Here is a 23741-nt window from a genome sequence, read left to right on the forward strand (position 1 = left end):
GAGGATGAGGCGGACTCTTCGGGATTCACGGTTCATACGGTACGCTACGGCAACGGCTGTGCACAGTACCTTACCGGTGTCCGATGCCGACGTGTTGGGTAAGCAGGTGCGTTCGCTAGGGATGGATCCACGCTAAACTAAGTGGAACTGTCGTGACCGTTCAGAGATCTGGAAGAGATCAAGGTGAAAGTTTTTTTCGGTATTTTGTCTCTGGTGCTCGGAATCGCCTCGATGGTGGTATCCGTTGGGTTGCAGACCGTCTGGTCCCCCCCAGAGGAAAGAACCGCCAGCGTCGAGGCCTCCGACTCGGAAGCGCCGCTGACAATCATTACCCCCGGTATTGAGGTGGAGGACGATCAGACGGCGGAATATACGCTCACCGGTGAGGGCGAGTTCACCTTAATGCTGGGGCAGCGCCGGGATATTGACGCCTGGGTTGGCGATGCTGCTCACACCGAGATCACCGGTATCGACGACTCCGGCGACGACCCGGTGGTGACTGTTGAAACCGTGGAGGGGGAATCTGAGGTTCCCAATCCGGTCAATTCTGATCTGTGGATGGCTACCCAGACCGTGGAGGGTGAAGTCACTCAGCGCTGGGCCGCCCCGGAAGAAGGCGATTGGGCCCTGTTAGTTGCTACCGATGGCACCACCCCTGCTCCCACCGAGCTATCGGTCACCTGGGCGACGGATGAGACCGAATCGCCGTGGGTCACTCCGCTGATGGTGATCGGCGTAGTACTGGTGCTGATCGGGCTGATCTTGTTGATTTGGGCGCTGGTGAGTTTCCGGTCCAAGGCGAAGAAAAAGCCTTCGGGACGCCGTGCTGCTGGCCGTGCCCCGGCTCGTGAGCAGGCGCAGGTGCCAGCTGCGGGTGAATCAGGGTCCGGATCGATCTCGACCCTGGGCCGAGTGAGTGCTGTGCTGGTGATCACCAGCATGATCCTGGCAACCACCTCGGTGCTCACCGCACAGGCAGAAAACACCGAGGAACCCGATAATGCTCCGGTGGAGTCACAGATTGATGAGGATGCCTCCGCGGTGCCCGAGGACGCCGTGGTTCCGGTGGTCTTCCCGGATCAGCTCGAGACCATCCTGGGACGGATCAATTCTGCGGTCGAAAAAGGTGACGCCTCCGAAAACGTCGAGGATCTCGGTCACCGAGTGCAGGCCCAAGCTCGCACCATGCGCTCTGAAATTTATCGCAACCGAGGTATTGATGAAGAGGTTTCCTCGCCTGTTCCGATTTCGGAGGACTCAATACAACGGGCCTGGATGGAACCCGAGGAGCAGTTCCCGCGCACCATGATGGTGCTCACCGGCGCAGAGCCTGGGCAAAGCGATGAGGACTCGCAATACCCGCAATTATTGACGTTGACTCAACCCTCGGCCCGAGAACAATACCAGCTGGTGGCGAATACCCCGGTCTTGGACGGTGTGGAGATTCCGGCCGGTGACCTGACCGATACCGACGTGACCGAATTAGCCGAGGATGAGGACGCCGGTGCGGTGGCCTCACCCAAGGATGCCTTGACCGATGTGGTGGCCTATCTCGATGACCCTGAGGCTGATGCAGCCGACAGGGTCGCCGATAACGCCTACACCGAAGCAATTCATGAGTTGCAAAGCCAAGAGGTTGACGCCCAGTCGGAGAATAATACTGAGGTCTCTCACACGCGGAGCCTGTATAACGAGTCGATGACCGCACTGAAACTCAGTGATGGTTCGGTGTTGGTGATGGGGGCGGGCTCGTCGACCACGACATTTACTCCCGAAGAGGGTGGCACCGTGAATGTGGGCAAGGTAGCTGCCGGGCTGGACGACTCTGACAACGCTGACGAGGAAGCAGCCACCGACGAGGGCGAGGAAGCCACAGCGGAGGAAGACGCTGCGGGGACCTACAGTACCGAGGTACGACTCAAGTACCGCGAACAGCTGGCACTGCTGATTCCGGCTGAGGGTGAAATTCAGCTCGTGGGGTATTCCTCATCGCTGTCAGAAACCAGCAGTGAGTAGACTGAGCCCAGAACGTGATCGAGTCTCGTGGCCCCAGGGTGTCCACGGGCAATAATCCCCGACGACAGGAGTTCCTGCAGATGACCGAATCCACCGGTGCCACCCCCGCCCAATCGCGCGGAGCCGTTGATCTGACGCAACTACAGCAACAGAGCCCCGGTTCGCCCGCTGGGGGAGCGGATGGTGGATCGGAGGCCAGCTGGGTGCTGACCGATATGGATCAGCAGGGTCTGCAACAATTGTTGGAGCATACCAATCAGGTTCCGGTCATCATTCACCTGGCTCGTTCGGCCACCGATGAGGTTTCGGCACAGATTGACCAGGCTCTGGTTCCAGAAATCGATGCGCGCGCCGGACGCATTGCCGCCGGTCGTGTCAACGTCGACACGCACCCCGAAATTTTGCAGGCCTTCGGTGGTGCCCAAGCTCCGATGGTATTGGCCATTCTGGGTGGGCAAGCGATGCCGCTACTCAATGCTCCGGCCCCTGCTGAGCAGATGAAGGCTCTGTTGGATGAATTGAACGCGGTAGCAGTCCAAAACGGTCTGTCGGGCTCAGTTCCTCCACTGGTGGCAGCCGAAGCCGACGCTGAAGGACACCTGCCACCGCATTTGCAAGAGGCCGAAGATGCTGTTGCCGCCGGCGATTATCACGGTGCAATCGCGGCCTATCAGCGGGTCTTGGAACAAAACCCCCGGGACGAGCACGCCAAAGCCGGGGTGGCCCGCGTCGAATTGTTGCAACGCACCGAGTCAATGGATGCCCAACAGGTCCGCACCGCAGCAGCCGAGAATCCCGATGCCGTCCAGGCCCAGATCGATGTGGCCGATCTGGATCTGCTGGGAGGTCACGTCGAGGACGCCTTCACCCGTCTGGTGAAATTTATTGCCTCCCACTTTGGTGACGACCGGGAGACGGCCCGGGCACACCTGGTCGAGTTGTATCAGATCGTCGGCGATCACGACCCGCGCGTGGGAGAATCTCGGAAGAAATTGGCAATGGCCTTGTTCTAGACCGAGCTGGCTAGATACCGGTCGAGGCCATGAGCGGATCCTCGGAACGCGACCCGTGGGCGTGATGAGGGTTAGAATAGAGGCATGACTTTTGAGACGATATCCGTGCTGAACTCTTCCGTGGATCCCGAGCAGGATCTTAGCGGTGGGTCAACGGGTGTGTTGGAACGCGAAGAACAGCGCCAAGCGACCGAACCCGGGGACCACGAACGTTTTAAACACTTCGTGCCGAAAGATAAGCTTGCCGATGCCATGATCAACGGCACCCCGGTGGTCGCATTGTGCGGCAAGGTCTGGGTCCCCTCACGGGATCCAGAGCGGTTCCCGATGTGCCCGTCTTGCCTGGAAATCTGGGAAGGTATGGAGTCCGGGGATGCTGAGTCCGGTCAGGGCCGCGGTGGCCGCGGATTCTTCGGATTCGGGCGCGGCAAGAAATAAACTCCGACAGAACCGGACCGTCAAAGCTACCCGAGCACGCTGTGTCTTCGGGTAGCTTTTGTCGTGGTGCCGGCCGGGTTGCTGGTCTAGCCACCGGTGAGATGACACAGCACGAACACAGCAGACACAACCGTAGGGGACATACAGGCCGGGGAGGAGCCAATCAGTGAGTGAGCAACCTGATGCGTTATTCCAGATTGGAGAAGATCTCCCCCCTGCTCTGCCGAAACGCGCTGCATGGGGCACCGCCTCGAAACTGCGCCAGTGGCAGCAAGAGGCGCTAGAACAGTATTTCTCGGCCCCGCACAAAGACTTTCTCACCGTGGCTACTCCGGGTGCGGGCAAAACCACTTTCGCGTTGCGCGTGGCCAAAATGTTGAAAGAATCCGGGGTGATCTCCCGGATGACGGTGGTGGCACCGACCGAACACTTGAAGAAGCAGTGGGCCGATTCTGCGGCTCGTATCGGGTTGGCCATTGACCCGAACTTCAAGAATTCCGATGGGCATCACGGAAGAGAATATATGGGTGTGGCCCTGACCTACGCTCAGGTGGCCCAAAAACCGGTTTTGCACCGTAACCGCACCGAAGCAGCCCGCACGCTGGTCATTCTCGATGAGGTCCACCACGGCGGTGACGCACTCAGTTGGGGCGACAGCATCAAAGAGGCGTTCGAACCCGCCACGCGCAGACTGTCACTGACCGGTACTCCTTTCCGTTCCGATGACGCCCAGATTCCCTTCGTGCGCTACGCCGATCAGGGGGATGGAGTGCTGCGGTCGCAGGCTGATTACACCTACGGGTACGGGCCAGCGCTGAAAGACCATGTGGTGCGTCCCGTGATTTTCATGGCCTATTCCGGGCAGATGCGCTGGCAAACATCAACCGGCGAAGTGATGGAAGCCCAGCTGGGTGAAGCTGCCACGAAGGACATGACTCAATCGGCATGGCGCACCGCACTGAACCCCGAGGGACAGTGGATCCCCTCGGTGCTCAAAGCCGCCGATCGTCGTCTCAGCGAAGTTCGTCGCAACGTGCCCGACGCCGGAGGACTGGTTATTGCCACCGACCATGAGGACGCCCGGGCCTATGCAGCCCAACTTCAGGCGGTGTGTGGCGAACCGGTGACCACGGTTCTCTCCGATGACCCGACGGCCTCGGAGAAGATCGAGAGCTTCGCGACCTCCGATCAGCGCTGGATGGTGGCTGTGCGCATGGTGTCCGAGGGGGTGGATGTGCCGCGACTGTGTGTGGGGGTGTATGCCACCTCCACGTCCACGCCGATGTTTTTCGCTCAGGCGGTGGGACGTTTCGTGCGCTCACGTAAGCGCGGTGAGACCGCCTCGGTGTTTTTGCCTTCGGTGCCGAAGCTGATGGCATTGGCCAATGAGCTGGAAACAGAACGTGACCACGCCCTTCAAGTCACCGGCGCCGTGGAAGTGGAGAATCTTGAGGAGGCCGCCGAAGAACGAGAACTGAAGGAAGCGAACCGACAGGAGTCGGCCTCGTCACGTCTGACCGAAGGCACCTTCCGTGCCTTGGAATCCGACGCTGCTTTTGACAAGGTCCTGTTCGATGGAGGCGAATTTGGTGCGGGAGCAGCCGTGGGATCTGCCGAAGAACTCGATTTCCTCGGCATCCCAGGTCTGCTCGATGCCGAACAAGTCTCAATCCTGCTCAAACAGCACCAGGCCAATCACCTGAAAAACCGGCCCGCCAAGTCCACGACATCCTCCCAGGATCCAGCGGTGGTTGACCACCGACAGATGAAAGAACTCCGGAAAAAGCTCTCCTCGATGGTGTCTGCCTGGGCTGCCCGCAGTGGTACTCCACACGGGGTGATCCATAACCGGTTGCGAGAGATCTCCGGAGGCCCTGCGGTGGCCCAGGCCTCCCGAGAACAATTACAAACCCGCATTAATACCTTGCAAAAATGGTTTGTGGGCAAGAAATAAACCTCCCGGCATCCACCGTCCCGGGATCAGTGGGCTCGGTGGCTGACGAGAGGTTTATCGCAAGCTGGTGCCAGCATTCAGGCTGGCCTCGGTACCGGCTTTAGTGAGCCAGAATGGCCCGGCACCGACCGACGTGGCATCCGGCATCTTCCATTTCCGAGAGAGCGTCTTCGGACTCCGCCGGATCAACACCGGCGCACAAATCTGCCAAAACCTTGACATCGTAGCCGGCATCGACGGCGTCCAGGGCCGTGGCTAGCACGCAGTGGTCGGTGGCAATGCCGACGATGTGCACGGTTTCAATATCGCGTTCGGCCAGCCACGCATTGAGATCCGGTGCACCATCTTCCACGGCGCTGGCTGCTGCGGCGGTGGCGCCATAGGGGCCGGCGTTACCGGTGGGAGCGTCCGACCGAACTTCATCGGGCTGGCCCAACAGCCCCTCAAACGCGGAGTAGCCGTCGTCGTAACGGCCCTTGAGGAACTCGGCCTGGATATGGTCGGTGTCGAGGTAGTCGCTGAGTTCAGCACCTTCGGTTCCGGCCACACAGTGAACCGGCCAGGTGTCACTGAAGTTGGGTTCCTCGTCGTTGTTCTGGGCGAAATGTGGGCCCGGTTCCACGTGCCAGTCGCGGGTGGCGACGACGGCATCGTATTGTGAATGAGCTTTCTCCAGGAATTCTGAAATCTTGGTTGCGGTGGCATTACCACCTTCGACGGCTAATGTACCGCCCTCGCAGAAGTCTTTCTGGACGTCCACGATCACCAATGCACGCATGGTCTTATGTTCCTTTGGATCGAGAGGTGCGTTGTGACGATGCTGAGCTAGCATATCCTATCTGTCCCGGGGGAAGTCAATCTCCTGGAATAGTGACGGAATGACTGGGTCTCCGGCTTGTAAACGGAAGGCCGTCCGGGGGAGTTCAGCCAGGGACTTACGGTGCCGGGCGACAGCCCGCTGCACACCGGCTTGACCGATATAGCGTTCGTCAATCTCACCGTGATCAACGAGCTTGACGACCAGATCTCGATGGGTCTGATCGGATGTGATAGGTTCATCCACGCTGAGCAACTCAGCGGTGGCCACTCCGCTAGGAGTTAGCTGGCGGGCCGCATATTTCCGGCCACCCACCGATTTCTTCCCCTGGGAGGCTTTAGCCACATTATGCCACGATCCATCGTCGGCAGCCCGGGCAGTGAGCTTATAAACCATGGAGGCGGTGGGTGCCCCGGAGCCGGTGACCAGTTTGGTGCCCACCCCATAAGCACTCACCGGAGCCGAGCGCAATCCGGCAATGGCGTATTCGTCCAGATCCGAGGTGACCATGATTCCGGTGTCGGTATTGCCCAGCTCATCGAGCAATTCGCGCACCGAGTGGGCCTGCTCAATCAGATCACCGGAGTCAATCCGGACCTTGCCTAATCCGGGACCGGCCACCTCCACGGCGGTGCGGACTCCTTGCGCAATATCGTAGGTATCCACCAACAAGGTGGTGTCCGGACCGAGCGTGTCGACCTGAGCCTGGAAGGCCTCGCGCTCGGTGTCGTGTAGCAAGGTCAACGAGTGTGCCGCGGTGCCTCCGGTCGGAATACCGTAGCGGGCACCGGCTTCCAGGTTCGAGGTGGAACCGAATCCAGCCACATAGGCAGCCCGAGCGGCGGCCACAGCAGATTCCTCGTGGGTACGCCGGGACCCCATTTCAATACAGGGGCGCCCCCCGGCAGCCCGCACCATTCGCGAGGCCGCCGAGGCCACGGCGGAATCGTAGTTCAAAATAGACAGGGCGTAGGTTTCCAGCAGGCAAGCCTCGGCGAAGGTGGCCTCAACCTGCAAGATGGGGGAGTGCGGGAAATACACTTCGCCTTCGGGATAACCGTAAATGGTGCCCGAAAACGTGAAATCGGCCAGCCACGCTAGGGTTTGATCGGTAACGACCCGGTGGTCGGAGAGAAAACCAAGCTCGGCGTCCGTGAAACGAAAGTGCTTCAGGCCTTCTAAGAATCGGCCGGTTCCGGCCACCACACCGTAACGTCGTCCCTCGGGCAAACGTCGTGCAAAGAGCTCGAAAATGCTGGGTCGATGTGCGGCACCGGAGGCCATCGCCGTATCGAGCATGGTCAGCTCGTAGTGGTCGGTGAATAACGAGGACGGCCAAAACCCGCGATTGGTCTCTGAGTGATCGAGAATACTCACTTAAACAACACTACTCTGTCTGACCGGGATGCCAAGACCCCAGCGGTGAGAACATCAGCGTCGCTGCAGCGCGCCACTGCACGCACGGCATCGGGGTAGCTCAGACAAGCCTCCACGGTGGCACGATCTGAACCAACTCTCGTTGTGTTTTAGACTGAACTCATGGCCAGACTACAGTTGTCGTTCTCTTCTCCAGTGGTGCATGCCACGGCGGTACCCGATGAGGACACCCGCAGCGATATACTCACCGAGAGCTCTCAGCAACCTGCCAGCCCCTGGAAAGTGATTGTCTGGAATGACCCGGTGAATTTGATGAGCTATGTCGCCTACGTGTTTCGGACCTATTTCGGGTACTCCCAGGCTCAAGCACACTCACTGATGCTCCAGGTCCACCAAGAAGGCAAAGCCGTGGTAGCCAACGGGACAAAAGAAGAAGCAGAACGGCACGTTCAGGCCATGCACGGTTTTGGGCTGTGGGCGACCTACGAGCCACATCAGTAGGCCACACAGCTGGGCCACATCACGAGACCACAGGAGATGTCTGCCACGTATGGCACGTGCCTTTAAATCGGGGATTCGCGGATATACCGCGCACCTAGAAGCTGAAGAACGCCGCTTATTGCGCTCGCTGTTTGCCGATGTCATTCAACTCTTGGGTGGAGCCCTGCCCGAGGGTGCGGAAACCCGGGACTCGGTGCTGAACCGGCCGGAAGACTCCGAGCAACCCGAACAATCCGAGCAACCCGACGAATCCACACAGCAGGGCCCCGCCGACACTGCATCTACCGGCGAGTTAAGCCAGGACATTGACGCCACGTTTTGGGATTTGGTCGGGCAATCCTCCGGGCTGGAGCCGCTTCCGGATCGATCCGACCCGGCCGTGGCGGCCCTGCTCCCGCCGGGACGTAGTGGCGACGATGCGCAATCGGGTTCTCAAGAGTTCCGCGATTTGGCCGAGGACGCCATTCGGGCCGACAAGATTCAGGACTTACAGCTCGCCTGGGCCGCGCTACAGCCCCGGCACCTCGTGCTGGATACGCCCACCGCGCAGGCCTTTGCTCGTGCGTTGAATCAGGTCCGCTTAGTGCTAGCGAAGCGCTTAGAAATCACCACCGAAGACGATGCTCGTAAGATTGCTGGGGTGAATTCATTGGATCGGGCCGAATCGGTGGAGTCCTACATGGCTTTGCTGTACAACTTTAGTTCGTGGCTGCTTGACACGCTGATGGTGGCCCTAATGCACGGAGAACGCGGATGAGTACCCACCCTGAACCCCAACCCCAGGCTCCGATTGGAATCTTCGACTCCGGGGTCGGCGGGCTGACCGTGGCCCGCTCCGTCATCGATCAGTTGCCCGATGAGAACATTGTCTACGTCGGCGATACCGCTCACTCACCCTATGGTCCACGCCCGATTGCCCAGGTGCGTCAGCTGGCCTTGGCGATCATGGACGAGCTGGTAGATGCCGGGGTGAAACTGCTGGTGATCGCCTGCAATTCGGCCTCCTCGGCGGTGCTACGTGATGCCCGCGAGCGATACACCGCCGGGTACGGCATCCCGGTGGTGGAAGTGATTCAACCGGCCGTGCGCCGGGCGGTGGCTACCACCCGTAACGGGCGCGTTGGGGTCATCGGTACTGAGGCCACGATCAGTTCCGGGGCCTATCACGATATGTTCGCCGCTGCTCCGCAATTGGAGATCACCTCCGTGGCCGCCCCGGAATTTGTTCACTTTGTGGAGGCCGGTATCACCACCGGGGAACGGCTCATTTCGGTGGCCGAGCGATACTTAGCGCCGCTGAAGACCGCAGGTGTTGACACGCTGGTGCTGGGGTGCACCCACTACCCGTTGCTCACCGGTGTGATCTCCTACGTGATGGGAGCTGATGTGAGTTTGGTTACGTCCTCGGAGGCCACGGCCCAAAGCGTCTACCGTGCGCTGGTGGAATATCAGCTGGAAAATCCAGCCGGTGCCACTGACTCAGCGCCGACCCTTCGTCCCGACGGGGTTCCTGGTAGTCAGCGAGAGAAATACCGATTTATGGCCACCGGCAACCCGGAGCAGTTTCAGCGTCTGGCCAGGAGATTCTTAGGTCCTGAGGTCTCCTCGGTGCAGGAAATCAGAACCGTGGCCGAAGAGTATCCCACCGGAACGTTGCGGGTGATCGACCAGGCGGTGGCGGAGCACCTGCGGGCCTGAACGGGCCTAGCAGGCGCCCGACTGTTCGGGTTCGGAACTGGCCAGACCCGGTAGTGAACGTGGGGTAGATCTCTCGGTCGTGATGGCACCGACTCTGTGTCGACCGGGGTCCGGGGTTATGGTAGTCAGGAAGACAATCGCCAGCAGGTTGCCTCGGCGAGCACCACGACCGCGCAGGAGCACTATTCATGAAGTTGACCATTATCGGGTCGTCCGGTTCGTTTCCGGGACCCGGGTCTCCAGCATCGTGCTACCTGGTCTCGGCCCAAGGTGTCGACGAACAGGGCAACCCGAAGAAATATCGCATCCTGCTGGATCTGGGCAACGGCGCCTTAGGTGCCTTGCAACGCTACATCTCGTTGGACGAGGTGGACGCGATTTGTCTCTCGCATCTGCATCCGGACCACTGCATGGACTTATGTGGCATGCATGTGGCGATCCGGTGGGATCCCTCCGGCTGGCGGGCCGGACGGGTTCCCGTCTGGGGGCCGGCTGCCACTGCTGATCGGATGGCTATCGCCTACGGGCTCGACCTGGACCCGGGGATGCACGAAGAATTTGATTTTCAGCACTGGCAGAGTCGGGTCCCGGTGAAGCTGGGACCGATGACGATCACCCCCTATCCGGTGCGTCACCCGATTGATGAGGCCTACGCCATTCGCATTGAGGCCGAAGAGCACATTGGCGGCGACACCGTGCGGTCGGCGCTGACCTATTCCGGCGATACCGACACCTGTGATGAGCTGGTGGAAGCAGCCGATCACGCCGATATTTTCCTGTGCGAGGCAGCCTTTCAAGAAGGTCGTGATGACGGGATTGAGGGGGTGCACCTGACCGGTCAGCGCGCGGGCGAGATGGCCCATCGCGCTGACGTGTCCCGGCTATTGCTCACCCACCTGCCGGTGTGGAACGATCCGCTGACTGTCGCCGAAGAAGCCCGTCGTAGCTTTGCCGGGCCCTTAGCGGTGGCGGTCTCGGGAGTGACCTACACCGTCTGAGACCGACGTGAACACAGACAGCCCCCTGCGCGGGGCCCGAATAAGGCCAAATAAGGCAAGAAAAGGACGTGATGTTGCTGTGAGCACTCAGCAGCGAGCCGATGGTCGTCGCGTTGATCAACTGCGCCCGATCACCATTGAGACCGGATGGTCCACCCAAGCCGAAGGCTCGGCGCTGATTCGGTGCGGTGAAACCGTCGTGTTGTGTAACGCCTCGCTGACCGAAGGTGTCCCGACGTGGCTGAAAGGCCAGGGCACCGGCTGGGTCACCGCCGAGTACGCGATGTTACCGCGCGCCACCAGTCAGCGCTCCACTCGCGAATCGGTCAAAGGCAAGATAGGGGGCCGAACCCACGAAATCTCGCGACTTATTGGTCGGAGCCTGCGGGCCATCATCGACCGGAAGGTGCTGGGCGAGAACACCATCGTACTGGACTGTGATGTGTTGCAGGCCGATGGTGGCACCCGTACCGCCTCGATTACCGGCGCCTATGTGGCCCTGGCCCAAGCGGTGTCCTGGGGCAAATCCCAGGGACTAATCCCCGCAGCACACAATCCGCTGACAGATTCCATCTCCGCCATCTCGGTTGGCGTGGTCGACGGGGTCGCCATGTTGGATTTGCCCTACCCGGAAGACTCCCGGGCCGATACCGACATGAACGTGGTGGTCACCGGATCCGGTGACTTCGTGGAAATCCAAGGGACCGCCGAAAACCAGCCGTTCAACCGGGACGAGCTGAACACGCTACTGGACCTGGCGGTAGCCGGAACCACCGAGCTGGCAGAAATCCAGCGCCAGGCACTGCAGGAGGCCGGAGTCCAGTGAGCGCCACCTCCGCATCCACAGCTGCGCGATCGAACCGTGATCCGGTGCTCGTGTTGGCCTCTCATAATCTCGGGAAGCTCACTGAACTGCGTCAGCTGATCGCCACTGGGCTGAGCACGCACCCAGAGCTGGACCTCGATGTCGAAACCCAGATTATTGATGCTACCACCGCCGGCGCCCCAGACGTGGTGGAAGATGGGGTCACCTTCGCCGAGAACTCGCTGAAAAAGGCTCGTGAGATCGCCCAGGCCACCGGACTGGTTGCTATCGCTGATGACTCCGGGTTATGCGTGGACGTGCTCAACGGTGCTCCCGGCATTTTTTCGGCCCGTTGGTCAGGAACCCACGGGGATGACACCGCCAACCTGAATCTCTTGCTGGCTCAGCTCTGCGATATTCCGGCCGAGCACCGTGGCGCGCACTTTCGGTGCGTGGCCTCACTGGCCACCCCGGCCGGACAAACCCACGTTGCACACGGCGTCATGCAGGGCCAGCTGGCCACCAATGCTACGGGGCGCGGCGGATTCGGCTACGACCCAATTTTTATCCCGGACGGTTATCAGTGCACCGCCGCGGAACTCTCCCCTGAGGAGAAAAACGCGATCTCTCACCGAGGCCGGGCTTTCGAGGCCTTGCTACCCCATATCCTGCGGGTGCTGAGCCAATCATGATCGACTTCACCGCCATCGACTTCGAAACGGCCAACGGTTTTCGGGGCTCAGCCTGCTCCATCGGGATGGTGCGGGTTCGCCACGGGAAGGTGGTGGCCCGCAACTACCAACTATTGCGGCCACCGGAAGGCTATGACCGGTTCGATCCGCGCAACACCCGCATTCACCAGCTCACCACCCAGGATGTGGCCCATGCCCCGCGGTTCGGTGATGCCATGGAGGGGCTGATGGAGTTCATCGGCACCGATACGGTGTTCGCCCACAACGCCGGATTTGATCTGGGAGTCATCGAGTCCGGCATGGAAGTCTCCTTGAGACCGGTGCCGGCCATCACCTACGGATGCACGCTGATGCTGTCGCGGAAGGTTTACCAGCTGGCCTCCCATGCCTTACCCTCGGCCTCGGCCGAAGCCGGTTTCGATCTCACCGTCCACCACCACGCCTTGGATGATGCCGAAGCCTGCGCTGCGATCGTGATCGATTGTGCCCGTCGGCTACAGGCCGACAGCGTCGCGGACCTGATGGAACGCGCCGGGGTCGGACTGCGCCAGCTGACGGCTAAACAGCCCGGCGAGCCGCTGTCTCGGGCCACCCGGCACGCCCAGCGGATGGGGTCGGTCTTTGATTCCCGGGTCATCACCGCTGCTGATGAGATGCCGGACCTGTTGCACTGGCCCGATGAGGGCGATAATCCCGAACCCAATACAGCCGCCGATCCGCATCACCCGCTTTTCGACCAACACGTGGTCTTCACCGGGAATCTGGGGATCTCGCGTCAGGAGGCCAAGAACCGAGCGGCCACCTACGGGGCCCACACTGCTAGCCGCGTCAACGGGTCGACCACCATGCTGGTGGTCGGCGACGGCTTCCGCTCCCATGACCTGCAGGCGCGTTCCCGGCACCCGGCTCGTACCCATAAGAAAATGCGTGAGGTGCTACACCGCAATGAGACCGGTCAGTCGATCACTATTGTCACCGAGCCCGAATTTCTCCAGATGCTGGACTACGTCTGGCCGGCCCACACCAGCTAGCGGTCGTGCCCGCCTCGAGCGATGACCGGCCCGAGAGGGGCTTGACACTAACCTGTCGTTTCCGGGAGTGGTTCGGTGAATTTCAACCAGCGGGTCGCCATCTCGTCGAGGACTGCAACCTGATCGGCCGCGAGCGCCGATTCCAGATCGCTGCGGCGGTGGTGGGGTAAGTGCCCGTCACGGGCGCCGAGTAGTTGCCCGGCGATGCTCCCCAGGGTGGACAGATCCTCGTGCGGCGCCTGTCCGAGACAGTCGAAGAGCTGATCAGCCAGCACGCCGAGCGAACCCGACGGATTGGTTGCCACCATCCCGAGTGCGCAGGCGAGCACACGATCGGCGGGAACACGCTGGGGATGGTCAGCATCGCGACCTGGGTTCAACGTGGGCTGTTCGGTGTAGCGACCGATCTGTGCTAACACCGCGCTCAGTTGTTCCTCCACGGAGTTCTCTTGTCGCAGGTACTTCAGTGCTTGGTGCACCGCACGGTCAAGATCGGATCCCGCCAGTAGCTCGGTCAGTATCAGGGCGAAGACCGCAGCCGATACCCAGGCTGTCGTGGACCCGTGGGTGAGTACTACGCTTTGGCGAACCAAGGAGATCCGCAGACGGTGATCAATATCTGGCAACATCGCATACCCGCTGGCCCGGGACACCGCGGTGGCGGTCACCGCGTCCGGATTCGCCACACGGTTGATCAACCGCATCTGGGTATGTTCCAGTCCGGATAAACATACCGGGTCTGGGTGCCGTTCGTGGCCCAATGGCTGATCGTCTGCATCAATCCAGCGCAACAGTGGTCGGGGAGTGTCTTCGGGAAAATCTCCGCGCTGGCTTCGGTACCAGCGCAACATGGCCAGCCAGACGGTGGCGGGCGGGTCGGCGGCCGATCCCTCAGCGGCCCACTCCATGACCTCCAATAGCCCGTCCATGACGTACAGGCTCATCTGTGTGTCATCGGAGATCGCCAGCGGAGACGATGAGCTCTTGGTGCCCTGTTCCCAGCTACATCGGTACCCCAATGCATCCCCGACAGCTCCGGAATGCAACGTCGCCCGGATCCTGTCCGCTGCGGTCACCGCACCGTGATCAGGCATGTGTGGATCGGGGCCGGGGTCAGTGGAGGATAAAGCACACACATCGGAAAGTTTATCTTGTCCAGACATGCACCATAGGCTGGGCTCATGCGAATTCTTCATACCTCGGACTGGCACATTGGTCGGAGTTTTCACGGCACCGGCATGTTACCGGTCCAACAGCGTGCTCTGGAGCAACTGGCCGAGATTGTGGTTCAGCACGGAATTGCGGCGGTGGTCGTCTCAGGTGATATCTATGACCGTGCCCTGCCGGCCGCCGATGCGGTCCGCACGCTGGATGCCGGCCTCGCCACACTACGGGAGACCGGAGCGGAACTGGTGTTGACCTCCGGCAACCACGATTCCTCCATTCGGTTAGGCTTTGGCCGCGAGCTCATGCGGGCCTCCGGGGTTCACTTTCGCACCCAAATTGCTGATATCACCCACCCGGTGGTGCTCGAGGATCCCGACGGTGGCACCGTGGCGATCTGGGGGATTCCCTATCTGGACCCCGGGACCTCCGCCGGGCACTGGGGCGTCGAACCCCAGCACACCGCCGTCATCCAGGCCGCCGTCAACGACATCCGCCAGGCCCAAGAAAGCCAACAGCACCTCGGGCGCGATCAGGCCGCCCACGTGGTGATGGCGCACCTGTTTGCCGCCGGTGGTACCGGATCTGATTCTGAGCGCGACATCGGTGCCCATCATGACGAAACCACTGTGGGCACCCTCGGCCAGGTTCCGGCCAGTATCTTCGACGGCTTCGACTACGCTGCGCTCGGGCACCTCCACGGGCGACAGACGATCTCCCCCGCGGTGCGCTATAGCGGTTCCCCGGTGGCCTACTCCTTTTCCGAGGCGGATCACACCAAAGGAGCGTGGGTGATCACCACTGGGCAGAACCGCGTCACCGATATTCAACCCGTTGACCTCAGCGCCGGGAAGAAGCTGGCCCGGCTCACCGGTGAAATTGACGACCTGCTGGACAACCCCGAGCACACCTGGGCCGAAGACGCCTGGTGCCAAATCACCGTTACCGATGAGCAACGACCGCCACGGGCCTATCAGCGACTGAAACAACGGTTCCCGGACCTGTTGAACTTCATACTAGCCCCCTCCGGGAACCCGCCGACCCGGCAATTGACCTACGCCAAACGGTTGGCATCGGCCACCACCGACCTGGACGTGGTGACCGACTTTATCGACCATGTCCGGGGTCGCCCAGCCTCCCAGGCAGAAAAACACTGGATCAGCCAAGCCTTGGAACAGGTAGGCCGTGAGGGAAGGGACGCTAATCTCCGATGAGAATCCACCGCCTCGAAATTCAAGCCATCGGTCCCTTTGCCCAGCGCGAGGTGATCGAATTCGACCGGCTCAACCAGGCCGGATTGTTTTTGCTGGATGGCCCCACCGGGTCGGGAAAATCCACCATCCTAGCCACCTTAACCTTCGCGCTGTACGGTACCGTACCCGGCGAACGGAAAACCGACTCACTGCACTCGACCCTGGCCGGATCCTCCACCCGGCCGGAAGTGGTCTTAGACGTCTCGGTGGCTGAGCGGCGGTTTCTTATCACGCGCTCGCCGAGTTATCAGCGCCCTTCGAAACGGGCCAAGAACGGTGTGGTGAAAGAAAACTCCACTGTCAGTGTGTCAGAACTGTTGCACGGCGCCTGGCGTGAGGTGACCACCCGAGCCGATGAAGCCGGTCAGCTGATGAATGCGGTGCTGGGGCTCACCGCCGAGCAGTTCATGCGCGTGATCCTGCTCCCACAGGGAGAATTTGCGGCGTTTTTGCACGCCAGTTCGAGCGAACGCCAGGCGCTCTTACGCAAACTGTTCGACACTGCCCGGTTCGAGCAAGTGGAAGACGCTCTCAAAGACGAACGCGACGCACTCGAGCACCACCTCGGGTCTGAAACCGATCGGATCACATCGTTGCGTCACGATGTGATCACTACCATCTCGGCTTTGACGCAGGAGGCTTGGTGGGCTGAGAACCAGGCTCCGGAAAGCGCTGAAGAATTGGACGATGAGACGCTGGCGACACGGGCGACCGAGACGATGGCGGGTTTAGTGGCCTCAGCCCACCACCGGCAACAAGAACTCTCTACAACAGAAAACACCCTTCGACAGCGAGTCGAGACGATCACCCGTGATCTCACCTGCTTGGACCAAGCCACCTCGTATCACCAGCGACGCAACCAACACGAGCACCAGCGGGAGCAGATCAGTCTTGTCACACAGCAACTGGCTGCTCATCGCGTGGCCGAACCGGTGTGGCGTGCCGTCCAAGCGGTCTGCAGAACCGCTCAGGTGGTTCAGGATCAAGCGAAGGCGCTCGCTGAGACCTTCACCGCTGGGCAAGATCATCTGCTGATCCAGACCTGGGCGCGCGCGGCAGAGCTCGGTGTGGCACAGTTTGCAGACCATCTGGATGACCTCGGCGAGTCGGATGCCGGCCTGCAGGCATTGAGGCAGGGATGGAATGACGTGCAGCGACAAGCCGACCGGGCGGTAGACCGGCTCTCGGACCGACACCAGCAAGCACGTGAGATCAGGGAACTGGCAGACAGCATTACCGGAGGTGAGCGCGAGCTCGAGGAGCTCGACGAGACCCTTCAGGTTCGCAAAAACAAGCGCGAAGAGATGGCGGGTCAACTGAGGGAACTGGCCGGAAACCTGGAGGAATTACACGGCACTGAGGAACGATTGGAAGCCGCAGAACAACGCCACCAGCAGACCGAAACAGCACTAACAGCCGCTCGAGCGAGGCAGACCGCGAAGAAAACACTTAGCGAAGAGCAACATAAGCATCACGATGCGGTAGATCAAGCACAGCGGGCGGTGGATACCTATCAGCGGCTGGTGCAGGCACGCCTGGATGCTGCAGCCGAGCTGTTGGCCGAAGAACTGGTTCAGGGACAGCCCTGTGCGGTCTGCGGTTCCATCGAGCACCCGGCCCCCGCCCAGGGGCAGGGGCTCGAAGAGATTTCGCAACACCGCGTGGAACAAGCCCGTCAGCGTGCTGACGAGCTGCACACAGCCCGCGTGCAACAGGACAAGGTGCTTCAGGCGGCTCGCGACGAGCACGAAAGGTTGCTGGCAGCAAGTTCAGGTGTGACCCCCGAGGAAGCCAGCCAAACCAGAGATGAGGCGAAGGAACACGTGGTGCAGCTCCGAAAGGACGTACAACGCTATCGTCAGCTGGTTCAGGACCAACAGCGTGCCGAACAGGCCATCGAGAAGATCACCACCATGCTTCCCGATCTGGAAGCACAACGAACCGCAACCGCGACAACCCTCGAAGCGCAACGAGAACGACAGGAGAAGCTCCAGGAGCAACTGCACAAGGCGCTGGGTTCCTATGCCTCGGTGAGTGAGCTACAGGACCACACCGAGCAAGCGCATCGACTCGTCGCCGCCATCAGCCAGCGCCTCGACCAACTTGGTGTCGCGGTGGCACGACGAGATCAGGCCATCACCAGCCGAGACCTTGCGCTGAAACAAGCTCAAGAACACGTGAAGACTCACCGACTGACCATCGATGCCAGCTCCGTGGAGGCCATCACGGCAGCGGTGATGGAGGATCGCTCGGTGACCGAAGCCGAACAACAAGTGACCGACTGGGACGCTGAGTCGGCACGATTAGCCGAGTTGGCAGAGCATGAGCACGTCGTCCATGGCCTGGACTTACTCGCCCAGCACCACAACGACCCGGAGGAACACCCGCTACCGAGTCAACAAGTGTTGAGCGCCCACCGGCAGCAACTGGAGGAGACCATTCGCAACCGGCAGGCCGCCGATTCGCGTCGCGGGACCGTCGAACACGCCCACCAACAGGTCACCGCTGAAACCACCGAGCTACACCAACGCTCCAGTCAAACCGCCGAGGTCGCAGAGAAGCACCAGCAACTTGACGATCTGCTCAAGGTGGTGCGGGGTCAGGGGGAGAACTCCTACAAGATGTCACTGGGTAGTTATGTGCTGACCGGGCGCTTGGAGAAAGTCGCTGCGGCAGCTTCAGAACGCTTGGAGCGGATGACACAGGGCCGCTACAGCCTGGAACACGATGATGCTGGCCAATCCCGCGGGAAATCCGGGCTCGATCTTCAGGTCCGCGACCACCTCAATGACACCTACCGCGCCCCAGCGACACTGTCCGGTGGCGAAAGCTTCATGGCCTCCTTGGCTCTCGCGCTGGGGTTGGCCGACACAGTTCAAGCCGAGGCCGGCGGGATCACGATGGACACGTTGTTCATTGATGAAGGGTTTGGATCTCTGGACTCCGAAACCTTAGAGCAAGTCATGGAGGTCCTCAACGGATTGGGCGATGATGGTCGCACCATCGGGTTGGTATCTCACGTGGAATCGATGAAACACCAAATTCCGACCCGTATCCGGGTCACAAAAACACCCCAGGGCGTTTCCAACCTCGAGTTGGTTCAAAACACCACCGGGGTGTAAACCCCATGACTGGGGGCCTGGCTTAGGCCAGTTTCAGTGTCTTAGCATTCTCGGCGACAATTTCTTCGTACAGGTCCGGATTATCGGCCAGCTTCTGGCCGAAGGACGGGATGATTTCTTCCAAGGTCGGACGCCATTGCTCAGCCCGGGCCGGGAAGCACTTATTCAGCAGGTTGAGCATGATCGGTGCCGCGGTGGAAGCACCCGGGGAAGCACCCAGCAGGGCCGAAATGGTGCCATCCTCGGAGGTGACCAGTTCGGTACCGAACTGCAGCACGCCGCCTTTCTTGGCGTCCTTTTTCATCACCTGGACACGCTGACCGGCGGTGATCATCTCCCAGTCCTGCTGGTCACCGGCCGGATAGAAGTCCTCCAGGGATGCGAATTTCTTGGACGTGGAGGTGGTCAACTCCGAGACCAAATACTTGACCAGATCCAGGTTGTCCTTGGCCACGTTGAGCATCGGCAGAATATTGTGTCCACGCACCGACAGCGGAAGATCCAATAAGGAGCCGGTCTTCAGGAAGTTGGTGGAGAACCCAGCGTAGGGGCCAAACATCAGCGAACGGCGCCCGTCGACAAAACGGGTATCGAGGTGCGGGACCGACATCGGAGGAGCACCGACCTGGGCCTGACCGTAGACTTTGGCGTTGTGCTGGGAGATGACCTGCTGGTTATGGCACCGCAGGAACTTCCCGGAAATCGGGAAACCGCCGAAGCCTTTGGCCTCAGGGATACCGGAGGACTGTAGCAACGGCAGGGCGCCACCGCCGGCACCAATGAAGACGAAGCGTGACCGGGCAGTGAATTCCCGGTCGCCGATCTTGTCCTTGACCGATACCTCCCAGCGACCATCCGAGCCACGTGTTAGAGACTTGACCTGGTGGCCGAAGCGGATATCAACGTAATCGTCGAGCTGAGAAACCAGCTGGCGAGAGAGCGCCCCGAAGTCCACATCGGTACCGGTCTCCACGCGGGAGGCAGCCAGTCGTTGGGAACCAATGCGTCCCTCGGTGAGCAACGGAGCCCAGGAGCCGATGGTCTCGGGATCCTCGCTGTATTCGATGTTGGAAAACAGTGGGTGAGCCTTCATCGCCTCGTAGCGGGTCTTCAGATAGTTCGCATGATCATCACCCCACACGAAGCTCATGTGTGGCAGACGGTGAATAAAGCTCTGCGGGTCGGTCAGGGTGCCGTTACGCACCAGGTAGGACCAGAACTGTTCGGAGACGTGGTACTGCTCGTTGATGTTGACGGCCTTGGTGATGTCTACGGATCCGTCAGCTTGCTGTGGCGAGTAGTTCAGTTCGCACAGTGCGGCATGACCGGTACCGGCGTTGTTCCAGGGGTCAGAAGACTCCTGACCGGCCTGATTGAGGTTTTCGTACAGGGCAACTGACCAGTTCGGCTCGAGAACCTTGAGGAAAGTTCCGAGCGTGGCGGACATAATCCCGCCCCCGATCAGAACAACATCATAAACGGGGGAGTCGCTTTCGTGCGGCACGTCTATCTCCTGATTTTCGGATCGACTATCTGACCGGCGCGCGGCCGCGGATCATCTAACAGGTTCACTCTACTACCGATCAGCCGGATCAGCTCAGTCTCACCGCGTCACAGAGATGGGTTACTGGCTGAGCCGCAGGTGGTCAAAATGTTCATCGAGCACCGGCGAAATCGGGTAGTACTGCACCCGAGACCCCGAAGCCAGCGAGGAAATCGGAAAGGCCAGCGGAAAAGCCGGCAGATCCAGAGCGGCGGCGCGAGAAATACGGGCGAGCTGTCGGTCACGGGCGGAAGAATCCAATTCGCTGCGGGCGGTGCGCAGTGTCTGGGCTACCATCGGGTTTTCCCACCCGAATTCGGGGTTCGGGGGTCCGAACAGTCGAGCCAGCATGCGTAACGGGTCGCGGGTGACCGCGTGGGCACCGAGTAGGTGGAAGGCCCGGTTGGAATTGGCGGACAGGACCTGTTGCAGGTAGTAGTCCTCCCAGGGGACGGGCACCGGTTTGAGCACCAGGCCAATGGTTGCCAGATCCTCCGAGATTTTGGCGTAGACCGCCTCGGGATTGGGTAGATATGGACGACCGACCTCGATCGGATACCAGAACTCCAGTTCCTGGCCTTGATAGGCCGATGAGTCCAGCAACTCTTGGGCTCTGGCTACGTCGAAAGGATAGGACTGGATGTCTTCTGGGGCCTGCATGATCGCTGGCGGGAGGAAATGATCGGCCACCATCGACCCGGACAGCATGGTTTCGTTGACCAGGTCTTGGCTGTCAATCGCGTGGGCGACCGCCTGGCGCACTTGCAACGAGGACACCACCGGGTGCTGCTGGTTGAAGCCCACATACACGGTGGACATCGGGTCGCGCTGAATGACTTGGAAACTGTTTTGCACCAACGGGCGTAAGACCGCCGGGGCTACCCCATCGAATGCATCGAGCTGGTCGGACTCGAGGCCGTAGAGTCGCTGGTGCACACTGGTGACCACCACCGCGTGGACTTCGGTGACCTGTTCTTCGGTGGGAATATCTGGATTGGAAACGGCCGTCTCGGTGCGGGTCAACGTCACGCTGGTTGCGTCCGAGTCGATGTTCTCGGGCCAGGTAAAGCTACCGGTGCCCGATAGGGGAACCATCGGCCAGATGATCTCGGTCGCCTCGGGGTCAGCATTCAGGCGGGATAGTTCCTGATCGAACGCCGGCCAGTCCTCAGGGCAGGTGATGGCAAAAGACGGGTCCGTCAGCGCCGAGACCAAACCTGAGATCGGTTGGTGAAGCTGAAGTCGGAAATGGGTATCATCGACGGCCTCACTGGAGTCATACAGACACTCGGTCTCACCGGTATAGCCGCCAAAGACTATGGCGAAGGCCAGTCGGGGGCGCGTAGATATTCCCGCCTCGTCTAACCGCTCGGGAAGGGTGGCCCAGCGCTGAAAATTTTGGGCCACGATCTCGGCAGTCAGCGGTGTTCCGTCGTGGAACTCTACGTCGTCACGCAACGTGAAATCGTAACGCAAATGGTCGGCAGAACGGTCCCATTCCAGTGCCAGTCGGGCGGTGGGTTCACCGGTGTCCGGGGTGATAGCCACCAGTGTGTCGTAGACCTGTCGGGTGAGCCGCAACGAATCGTGGTCACTGACCACCGAAGGATCGGTGGACATCGGCCGACTGGGAATGCCTAACCGGAGCGTGCCGGAGGATGGCTGGGCCAAACGGGGTGGTTTCGGGGTGGAAGCCACGGCCGGGGAAAGGTGCCGGGCGCCGACCAGACCGAGCCCACCGGCAGCAACCGCACTCAGCAACGAGCGGCGTGAGAGTTCCATAGCTAGCCCCCATCACGCGATGACTCGGTAGATAACTGCTCACTCAATCTCAACAGTGCGGGCGGGGGGACTTGAACCCCCACGTCAAAGACACTGGAACCTAAATCCAGCGCGTCTACCAATTCCGCCACGCCCGCAACGGTCGGCGAAGACCGTAGACCAGTGTAGCTGAAACGACTTCCGTTTACCGCATTTGTCGGCCCCTGGCTAGTCTGGACCGTCTGGTGGGTCTCGTTTGGTTAGTCCAATCCGAGGTCGCGACGCAATTTCGACACGTGCCCTGTGGCGCGAACATTATATTGAGCCAGTTCGACGGTGCCATCGGGACCAACAACAATGGTCGAACGAATCAAGCCTTCGGTGACTTTTCCGTAATTCTTTTTCTCGCCCCAGGCTCCGTAGGTTTCGGCGACGGCGTGATCGGCATCGGAGAGCACCGGGAAATTCAAATCTTCTTTCTCCGTGAATTTTTCGAGCTTGTCGACCGGGTCCGGCGAAATACCCACCACCTGGTAGCCATCCTGTGCGAAGCGGTTGAGGTTATCTCGGAAATCGCACGCCTCGGTGGTGCACCCAGGAGTCATCGCCCGAGGATAGAAATAGACGATTACTTTGTCACCGGAATAATCGCTGAGGCTGACCTGCTGGCCGCGGGCATCTGGCAAGGTGAAATCGGGGGCAACATCGCCCTGGACGAGTCGAGCGGTTTGTGCATCAGTCATACCCCTACTGTGGCACAACTTCAGTAACAGTGAAACACGAAGACATCGACTAGCAAAAACTGGAGGGTGACGGCGAGGATAGAACTAAACACACCTCAGGACCGATTTCAGCAATTGCTCATAATCGCCGCTGATCACAACCACTTTAAGGAGCCGGTTATGTCCACCCCTCACGACGCCTCTCAACCCTCCGAGACCCCTCCCGAATTCGTCGCACAGGACCAGGTGCGCAGCTTCGTGCGGAAACTGAGTTTCGGGACCATACTTTTCCGCGGGATTTTTGCGTTGATCATCGGTGTGCTGATGGTGCTGGCGCCAGCAATTCTCGCCCCCGCGCTCGGCACACTGGCAGCGGTCTTTATCGGGGTTGGACTGGTGGTCTACAGTGTGGCGGAATTCGTTGATGCCCATCGTGAGCGTAAGGCCGATGAGCCTGGCTGGGGCTGGATCGTGGCCACCGGCATCATCTCGTTGCTGCTGGGGTTGCTGTTCATCGTTTTCCCGCTGATTTCCGGAAGCGTGCTGTTGTTGGTGGCGTCCTGGATTATCGTCGCCGCCGTGTTGTTGCGCGGAATCTTCGTCATCGCCTCTCGGTACACCGGTGGCTGGAGCACCCTGTTGGGCGTGCTGATGATGATTGCTGGTCTGGTGCTCGGCGTACTTTTGCTCGTCCAGCCTGGGGCCACCATCATCAGTCTGGTGTGGGTACTCGGCCTGTTTGCCATCATCTCGGGGATTATTTCCTTGGTGCTAGCGTTCCGCGTACGCAAAATTCTCAAAGACGCCGGCGTGAAATAGCTGGCGTTGTGTTCGGA

The 23741-nt window shown here is 60.4% G+C and carries 20 protein-coding genes and 1 tRNA gene; 14 read left to right on the forward strand and 7 right to left on the reverse strand.

Going from position 1 to position 23741, the window contains the following annotated elements:
- Positions 1-183: 183 nt before the first annotated feature.
- The 4 genes from DCC25_RS01050 (at position 184) to DCC25_RS01065 (ending at position 5421) form a co-directional block, all read left to right on the forward strand.
- The gene (locus DCC25_RS01050) at positions 184-2016 is read left to right on the forward strand and encodes a hypothetical protein (RefSeq protein ID WP_110100294.1); all 1833 of its coding nucleotides are present in this window, start codon (positions 184-186) and stop codon (positions 2014-2016) included.
- Positions 2017-2096: 80 nt separating this feature from the next.
- On the forward strand, positions 2097-3029 hold the full coding sequence (locus DCC25_RS01055) for a co-chaperone YbbN (RefSeq protein WP_110100295.1): 933 nt from the start codon (positions 2097-2099) through the stop codon (positions 3027-3029).
- A gap of 84 nt (positions 3030-3113) precedes the next feature.
- Positions 3114-3467, forward strand: a complete 354-nt coding sequence (locus DCC25_RS01060) for a DUF3039 domain-containing protein (protein ID WP_110098677.1) — start codon at positions 3114-3116, stop codon at positions 3465-3467.
- A gap of 166 nt (positions 3468-3633) precedes the next feature.
- Positions 3634-5421 carry a DEAD/DEAH box helicase gene (locus DCC25_RS01065; protein WP_110098678.1) on the forward strand — a complete coding sequence of 596 codons (1788 nt, stop codon included), beginning with the start codon at positions 3634-3636 and terminating at the stop codon, positions 5419-5421.
- Between the two features lie 100 nt (positions 5422-5521).
- Here DCC25_RS01065 and DCC25_RS01070 read toward each other — a convergent pair whose 3' ends face one another.
- Positions 5522-6199 (reverse strand): isochorismatase family protein, encoded by a 678-nt coding sequence (locus DCC25_RS01070; protein WP_110100296.1) that lies wholly within the window; start codon positions 6197-6199, stop codon positions 5522-5524.
- A 57-nt stretch (positions 6200-6256) separates the two neighbouring features.
- Positions 6257-7537 (reverse strand): nicotinate phosphoribosyltransferase, encoded by a 1281-nt coding sequence (locus DCC25_RS01075; protein ID WP_110100406.1) that lies wholly within the window; start codon positions 7535-7537, stop codon positions 6257-6259.
- Between the two features lie 240 nt (positions 7538-7777).
- On the opposite strand from DCC25_RS01075, the gene clpS reads away from it, so the two are divergent.
- The 7 genes from clpS to DCC25_RS01110 all read left to right on the forward strand — a co-directional run bounded on the left by clpS (position 7778) and on the right by DCC25_RS01110 (position 13340).
- Positions 7778-8116, forward strand: a complete 339-nt coding sequence (gene clpS / locus DCC25_RS01080; protein WP_110099763.1) for an ATP-dependent Clp protease adapter ClpS — start codon at positions 7778-7780, stop codon at positions 8114-8116.
- 49 nt (positions 8117-8165) lie between these two features.
- Positions 8166-8873 (forward strand): DUF2017 family protein, encoded by a 708-nt coding sequence (locus DCC25_RS01085; protein ID WP_110100297.1) that lies wholly within the window; start codon positions 8166-8168, stop codon positions 8871-8873.
- The gene (murI, locus tag DCC25_RS01090; RefSeq protein ID WP_110100298.1) at positions 8870-9814 is read left to right on the forward strand and encodes a glutamate racemase; all 945 of its coding nucleotides are present in this window, start codon (positions 8870-8872) and stop codon (positions 9812-9814) included. The genes DCC25_RS01085 and murI overlap by 4 nt, the downstream gene beginning before the upstream one ends.
- A gap of 188 nt (positions 9815-10002) precedes the next feature.
- Positions 10003-10812 (forward strand): MBL fold metallo-hydrolase, encoded by an 810-nt coding sequence (locus DCC25_RS01095; protein WP_110099760.1) that lies wholly within the window; start codon positions 10003-10005, stop codon positions 10810-10812.
- 79 nt (positions 10813-10891) lie between these two features.
- Positions 10892-11638 (forward strand): ribonuclease PH, encoded by a 747-nt coding sequence (gene rph, locus DCC25_RS01100; RefSeq protein WP_110100299.1) that lies wholly within the window; start codon positions 10892-10894, stop codon positions 11636-11638.
- Positions 11635-12309 carry an RdgB/HAM1 family non-canonical purine NTP pyrophosphatase gene (gene rdgB / locus DCC25_RS01105; RefSeq protein WP_110100300.1) on the forward strand — a complete coding sequence of 225 codons (675 nt, stop codon included), beginning with the start codon at positions 11635-11637 and terminating at the stop codon, positions 12307-12309. The genes rph and rdgB overlap by 4 nt, the downstream gene beginning before the upstream one ends.
- Complete coding sequence (locus DCC25_RS01110) at positions 12306-13340, forward strand: exonuclease domain-containing protein (protein ID WP_110100301.1); 1035 nt, start codon at positions 12306-12308, stop codon at positions 13338-13340. The genes rdgB and DCC25_RS01110 overlap by 4 nt, the downstream gene beginning before the upstream one ends.
- 47 nt (positions 13341-13387) lie before the next feature.
- Here DCC25_RS01110 and DCC25_RS01115 read toward each other — a convergent pair whose 3' ends face one another.
- On the reverse strand, positions 13388-14503 hold the full coding sequence (locus DCC25_RS01115) for an ADP-ribosylglycohydrolase family protein (protein ID WP_158524696.1): 1116 nt from the start codon (positions 14501-14503) through the stop codon (positions 13388-13390).
- Between the two features lie 18 nt (positions 14504-14521).
- On the opposite strand from DCC25_RS01115, the gene DCC25_RS01120 reads away from it, so the two are divergent.
- Both DCC25_RS01120 and DCC25_RS01125 read left to right on the forward strand, forming a co-directional pair.
- Entirely contained in the window at positions 14522-15718 is a 1197-nt protein-coding gene (locus DCC25_RS01120) for an exonuclease SbcCD subunit D (protein ID WP_110100302.1), read from the forward strand.
- Positions 15715-18879 (forward strand): AAA family ATPase, encoded by a 3165-nt coding sequence (locus tag DCC25_RS01125; protein WP_110100303.1) that lies wholly within the window; start codon positions 15715-15717, stop codon positions 18877-18879. Before DCC25_RS01120 ends, DCC25_RS01125 begins: the two co-directional genes overlap by 4 nt.
- 22 nt (positions 18880-18901) lie before the next feature.
- Here the strand turns inward: DCC25_RS01125 and DCC25_RS01130 are convergent, their stop codons facing one another.
- The 4 genes from DCC25_RS01130 to bcp all read right to left on the reverse strand — a co-directional run bounded on the left by DCC25_RS01130 (position 18902) and on the right by bcp (position 22926).
- Positions 18902-20383 carry a malate:quinone oxidoreductase gene (locus DCC25_RS01130; protein WP_110100304.1) on the reverse strand — a complete coding sequence of 494 codons (1482 nt, stop codon included), beginning with the start codon at positions 20381-20383 and terminating at the stop codon, positions 18902-18904.
- A 120-nt stretch (positions 20384-20503) separates the two neighbouring features.
- Complete coding sequence (locus DCC25_RS01135) at positions 20504-22204, reverse strand: ABC transporter substrate-binding protein (protein ID WP_110100305.1); 1701 nt, start codon at positions 22202-22204, stop codon at positions 20504-20506.
- A gap of 56 nt (positions 22205-22260) precedes the next feature.
- Positions 22261-22341, reverse strand: a tRNA-Leu gene (locus DCC25_RS01140).
- 102 nt (positions 22342-22443) lie between these two features.
- A complete protein-coding gene (gene bcp, locus DCC25_RS01145) occupies positions 22444-22926 on the reverse strand; it encodes a thioredoxin-dependent thiol peroxidase (protein WP_110100306.1) in 483 nt (160 codons plus the stop codon).
- 159 nt (positions 22927-23085) lie between these two features.
- Here bcp and DCC25_RS01150 point away from each other — a divergent pair, with 159 nt between their 5' ends.
- Positions 23086-23724, forward strand: a complete 639-nt coding sequence (locus tag DCC25_RS01150) for an HdeD family acid-resistance protein (protein WP_110100307.1) — start codon at positions 23086-23088, stop codon at positions 23722-23724.
- Positions 23725-23741 lie beyond the last annotated feature (17 nt).

It is taken from the genome of Auritidibacter sp. NML120636 (genome assembly GCF_003185945.1).
Classification (GTDB): Bacteria; Actinomycetota; Actinomycetes; order Actinomycetales; family Micrococcaceae; genus Auritidibacter; species Auritidibacter ignavus.

What these genes read in the sequence shown, in the direction of transcription:
- DCC25_RS01055 (WP_110100295.1), top strand. Translation starts at nt 2,097, where the DNA reads ATGACCGAATCCACCGGTGCCACCCCCGCCCAATCGCGCGGAGCCGTT.
- DCC25_RS01060 (WP_110098677.1), top strand. Translation starts at nt 3,114, where the DNA reads ATGACTTTTGAGACGATATCCGTGCTGAACTCTTCCGTGGATCCCGAG.
- DCC25_RS01070 (WP_110100296.1), bottom strand. Translation starts at nt 6,199, where the DNA reads ATGCGTGCATTGGTGATCGTGGACGTCCAGAAAGACTTCTGCGAGGGC.
- DCC25_RS01075 (WP_110100406.1), bottom strand. Translation starts at nt 7,537, where the DNA reads ATGCTCGATACGGCGATGGCCTCCGGTGCCGCACATCGACCCAGCATT.
- clpS (WP_110099763.1), top strand. Translation starts at nt 7,778, where the DNA reads ATGGCCAGACTACAGTTGTCGTTCTCTTCTCCAGTGGTGCATGCCACG.
- DCC25_RS01085 (WP_110100297.1), top strand. Translation starts at nt 8,166, where the DNA reads ATGGCACGTGCCTTTAAATCGGGGATTCGCGGATATACCGCGCACCTA.
- murI (WP_110100298.1), top strand. Translation starts at nt 8,870, where the DNA reads ATGAGTACCCACCCTGAACCCCAACCCCAGGCTCCGATTGGAATCTTC.
- DCC25_RS01095 (WP_110099760.1), top strand. Translation starts at nt 10,003, where the DNA reads ATGAAGTTGACCATTATCGGGTCGTCCGGTTCGTTTCCGGGACCCGGG.
- DCC25_RS01110 (WP_110100301.1), top strand. Translation starts at nt 12,306, where the DNA reads ATGATCGACTTCACCGCCATCGACTTCGAAACGGCCAACGGTTTTCGG.
- DCC25_RS01115 (WP_158524696.1), bottom strand. Translation starts at nt 14,503, where the DNA reads ATGTCTGGACAAGATAAACTTTCCGATGTGTGTGCTTTATCCTCCACT.
- DCC25_RS01120 (WP_110100302.1), top strand. Translation starts at nt 14,522, where the DNA reads ATGCGAATTCTTCATACCTCGGACTGGCACATTGGTCGGAGTTTTCAC.
- DCC25_RS01125 (WP_110100303.1), top strand. Translation starts at nt 15,715, where the DNA reads ATGAGAATCCACCGCCTCGAAATTCAAGCCATCGGTCCCTTTGCCCAG.
- DCC25_RS01135 (WP_110100305.1), bottom strand. Translation starts at nt 22,204, where the DNA reads ATGGAACTCTCACGCCGCTCGTTGCTGAGTGCGGTTGCTGCCGGTGGG.
- bcp (WP_110100306.1), bottom strand. Translation starts at nt 22,926, where the DNA reads ATGACTGATGCACAAACCGCTCGACTCGTCCAGGGCGATGTTGCCCCC.
- DCC25_RS01150 (WP_110100307.1), top strand. Translation starts at nt 23,086, where the DNA reads ATGTCCACCCCTCACGACGCCTCTCAACCCTCCGAGACCCCTCCCGAA.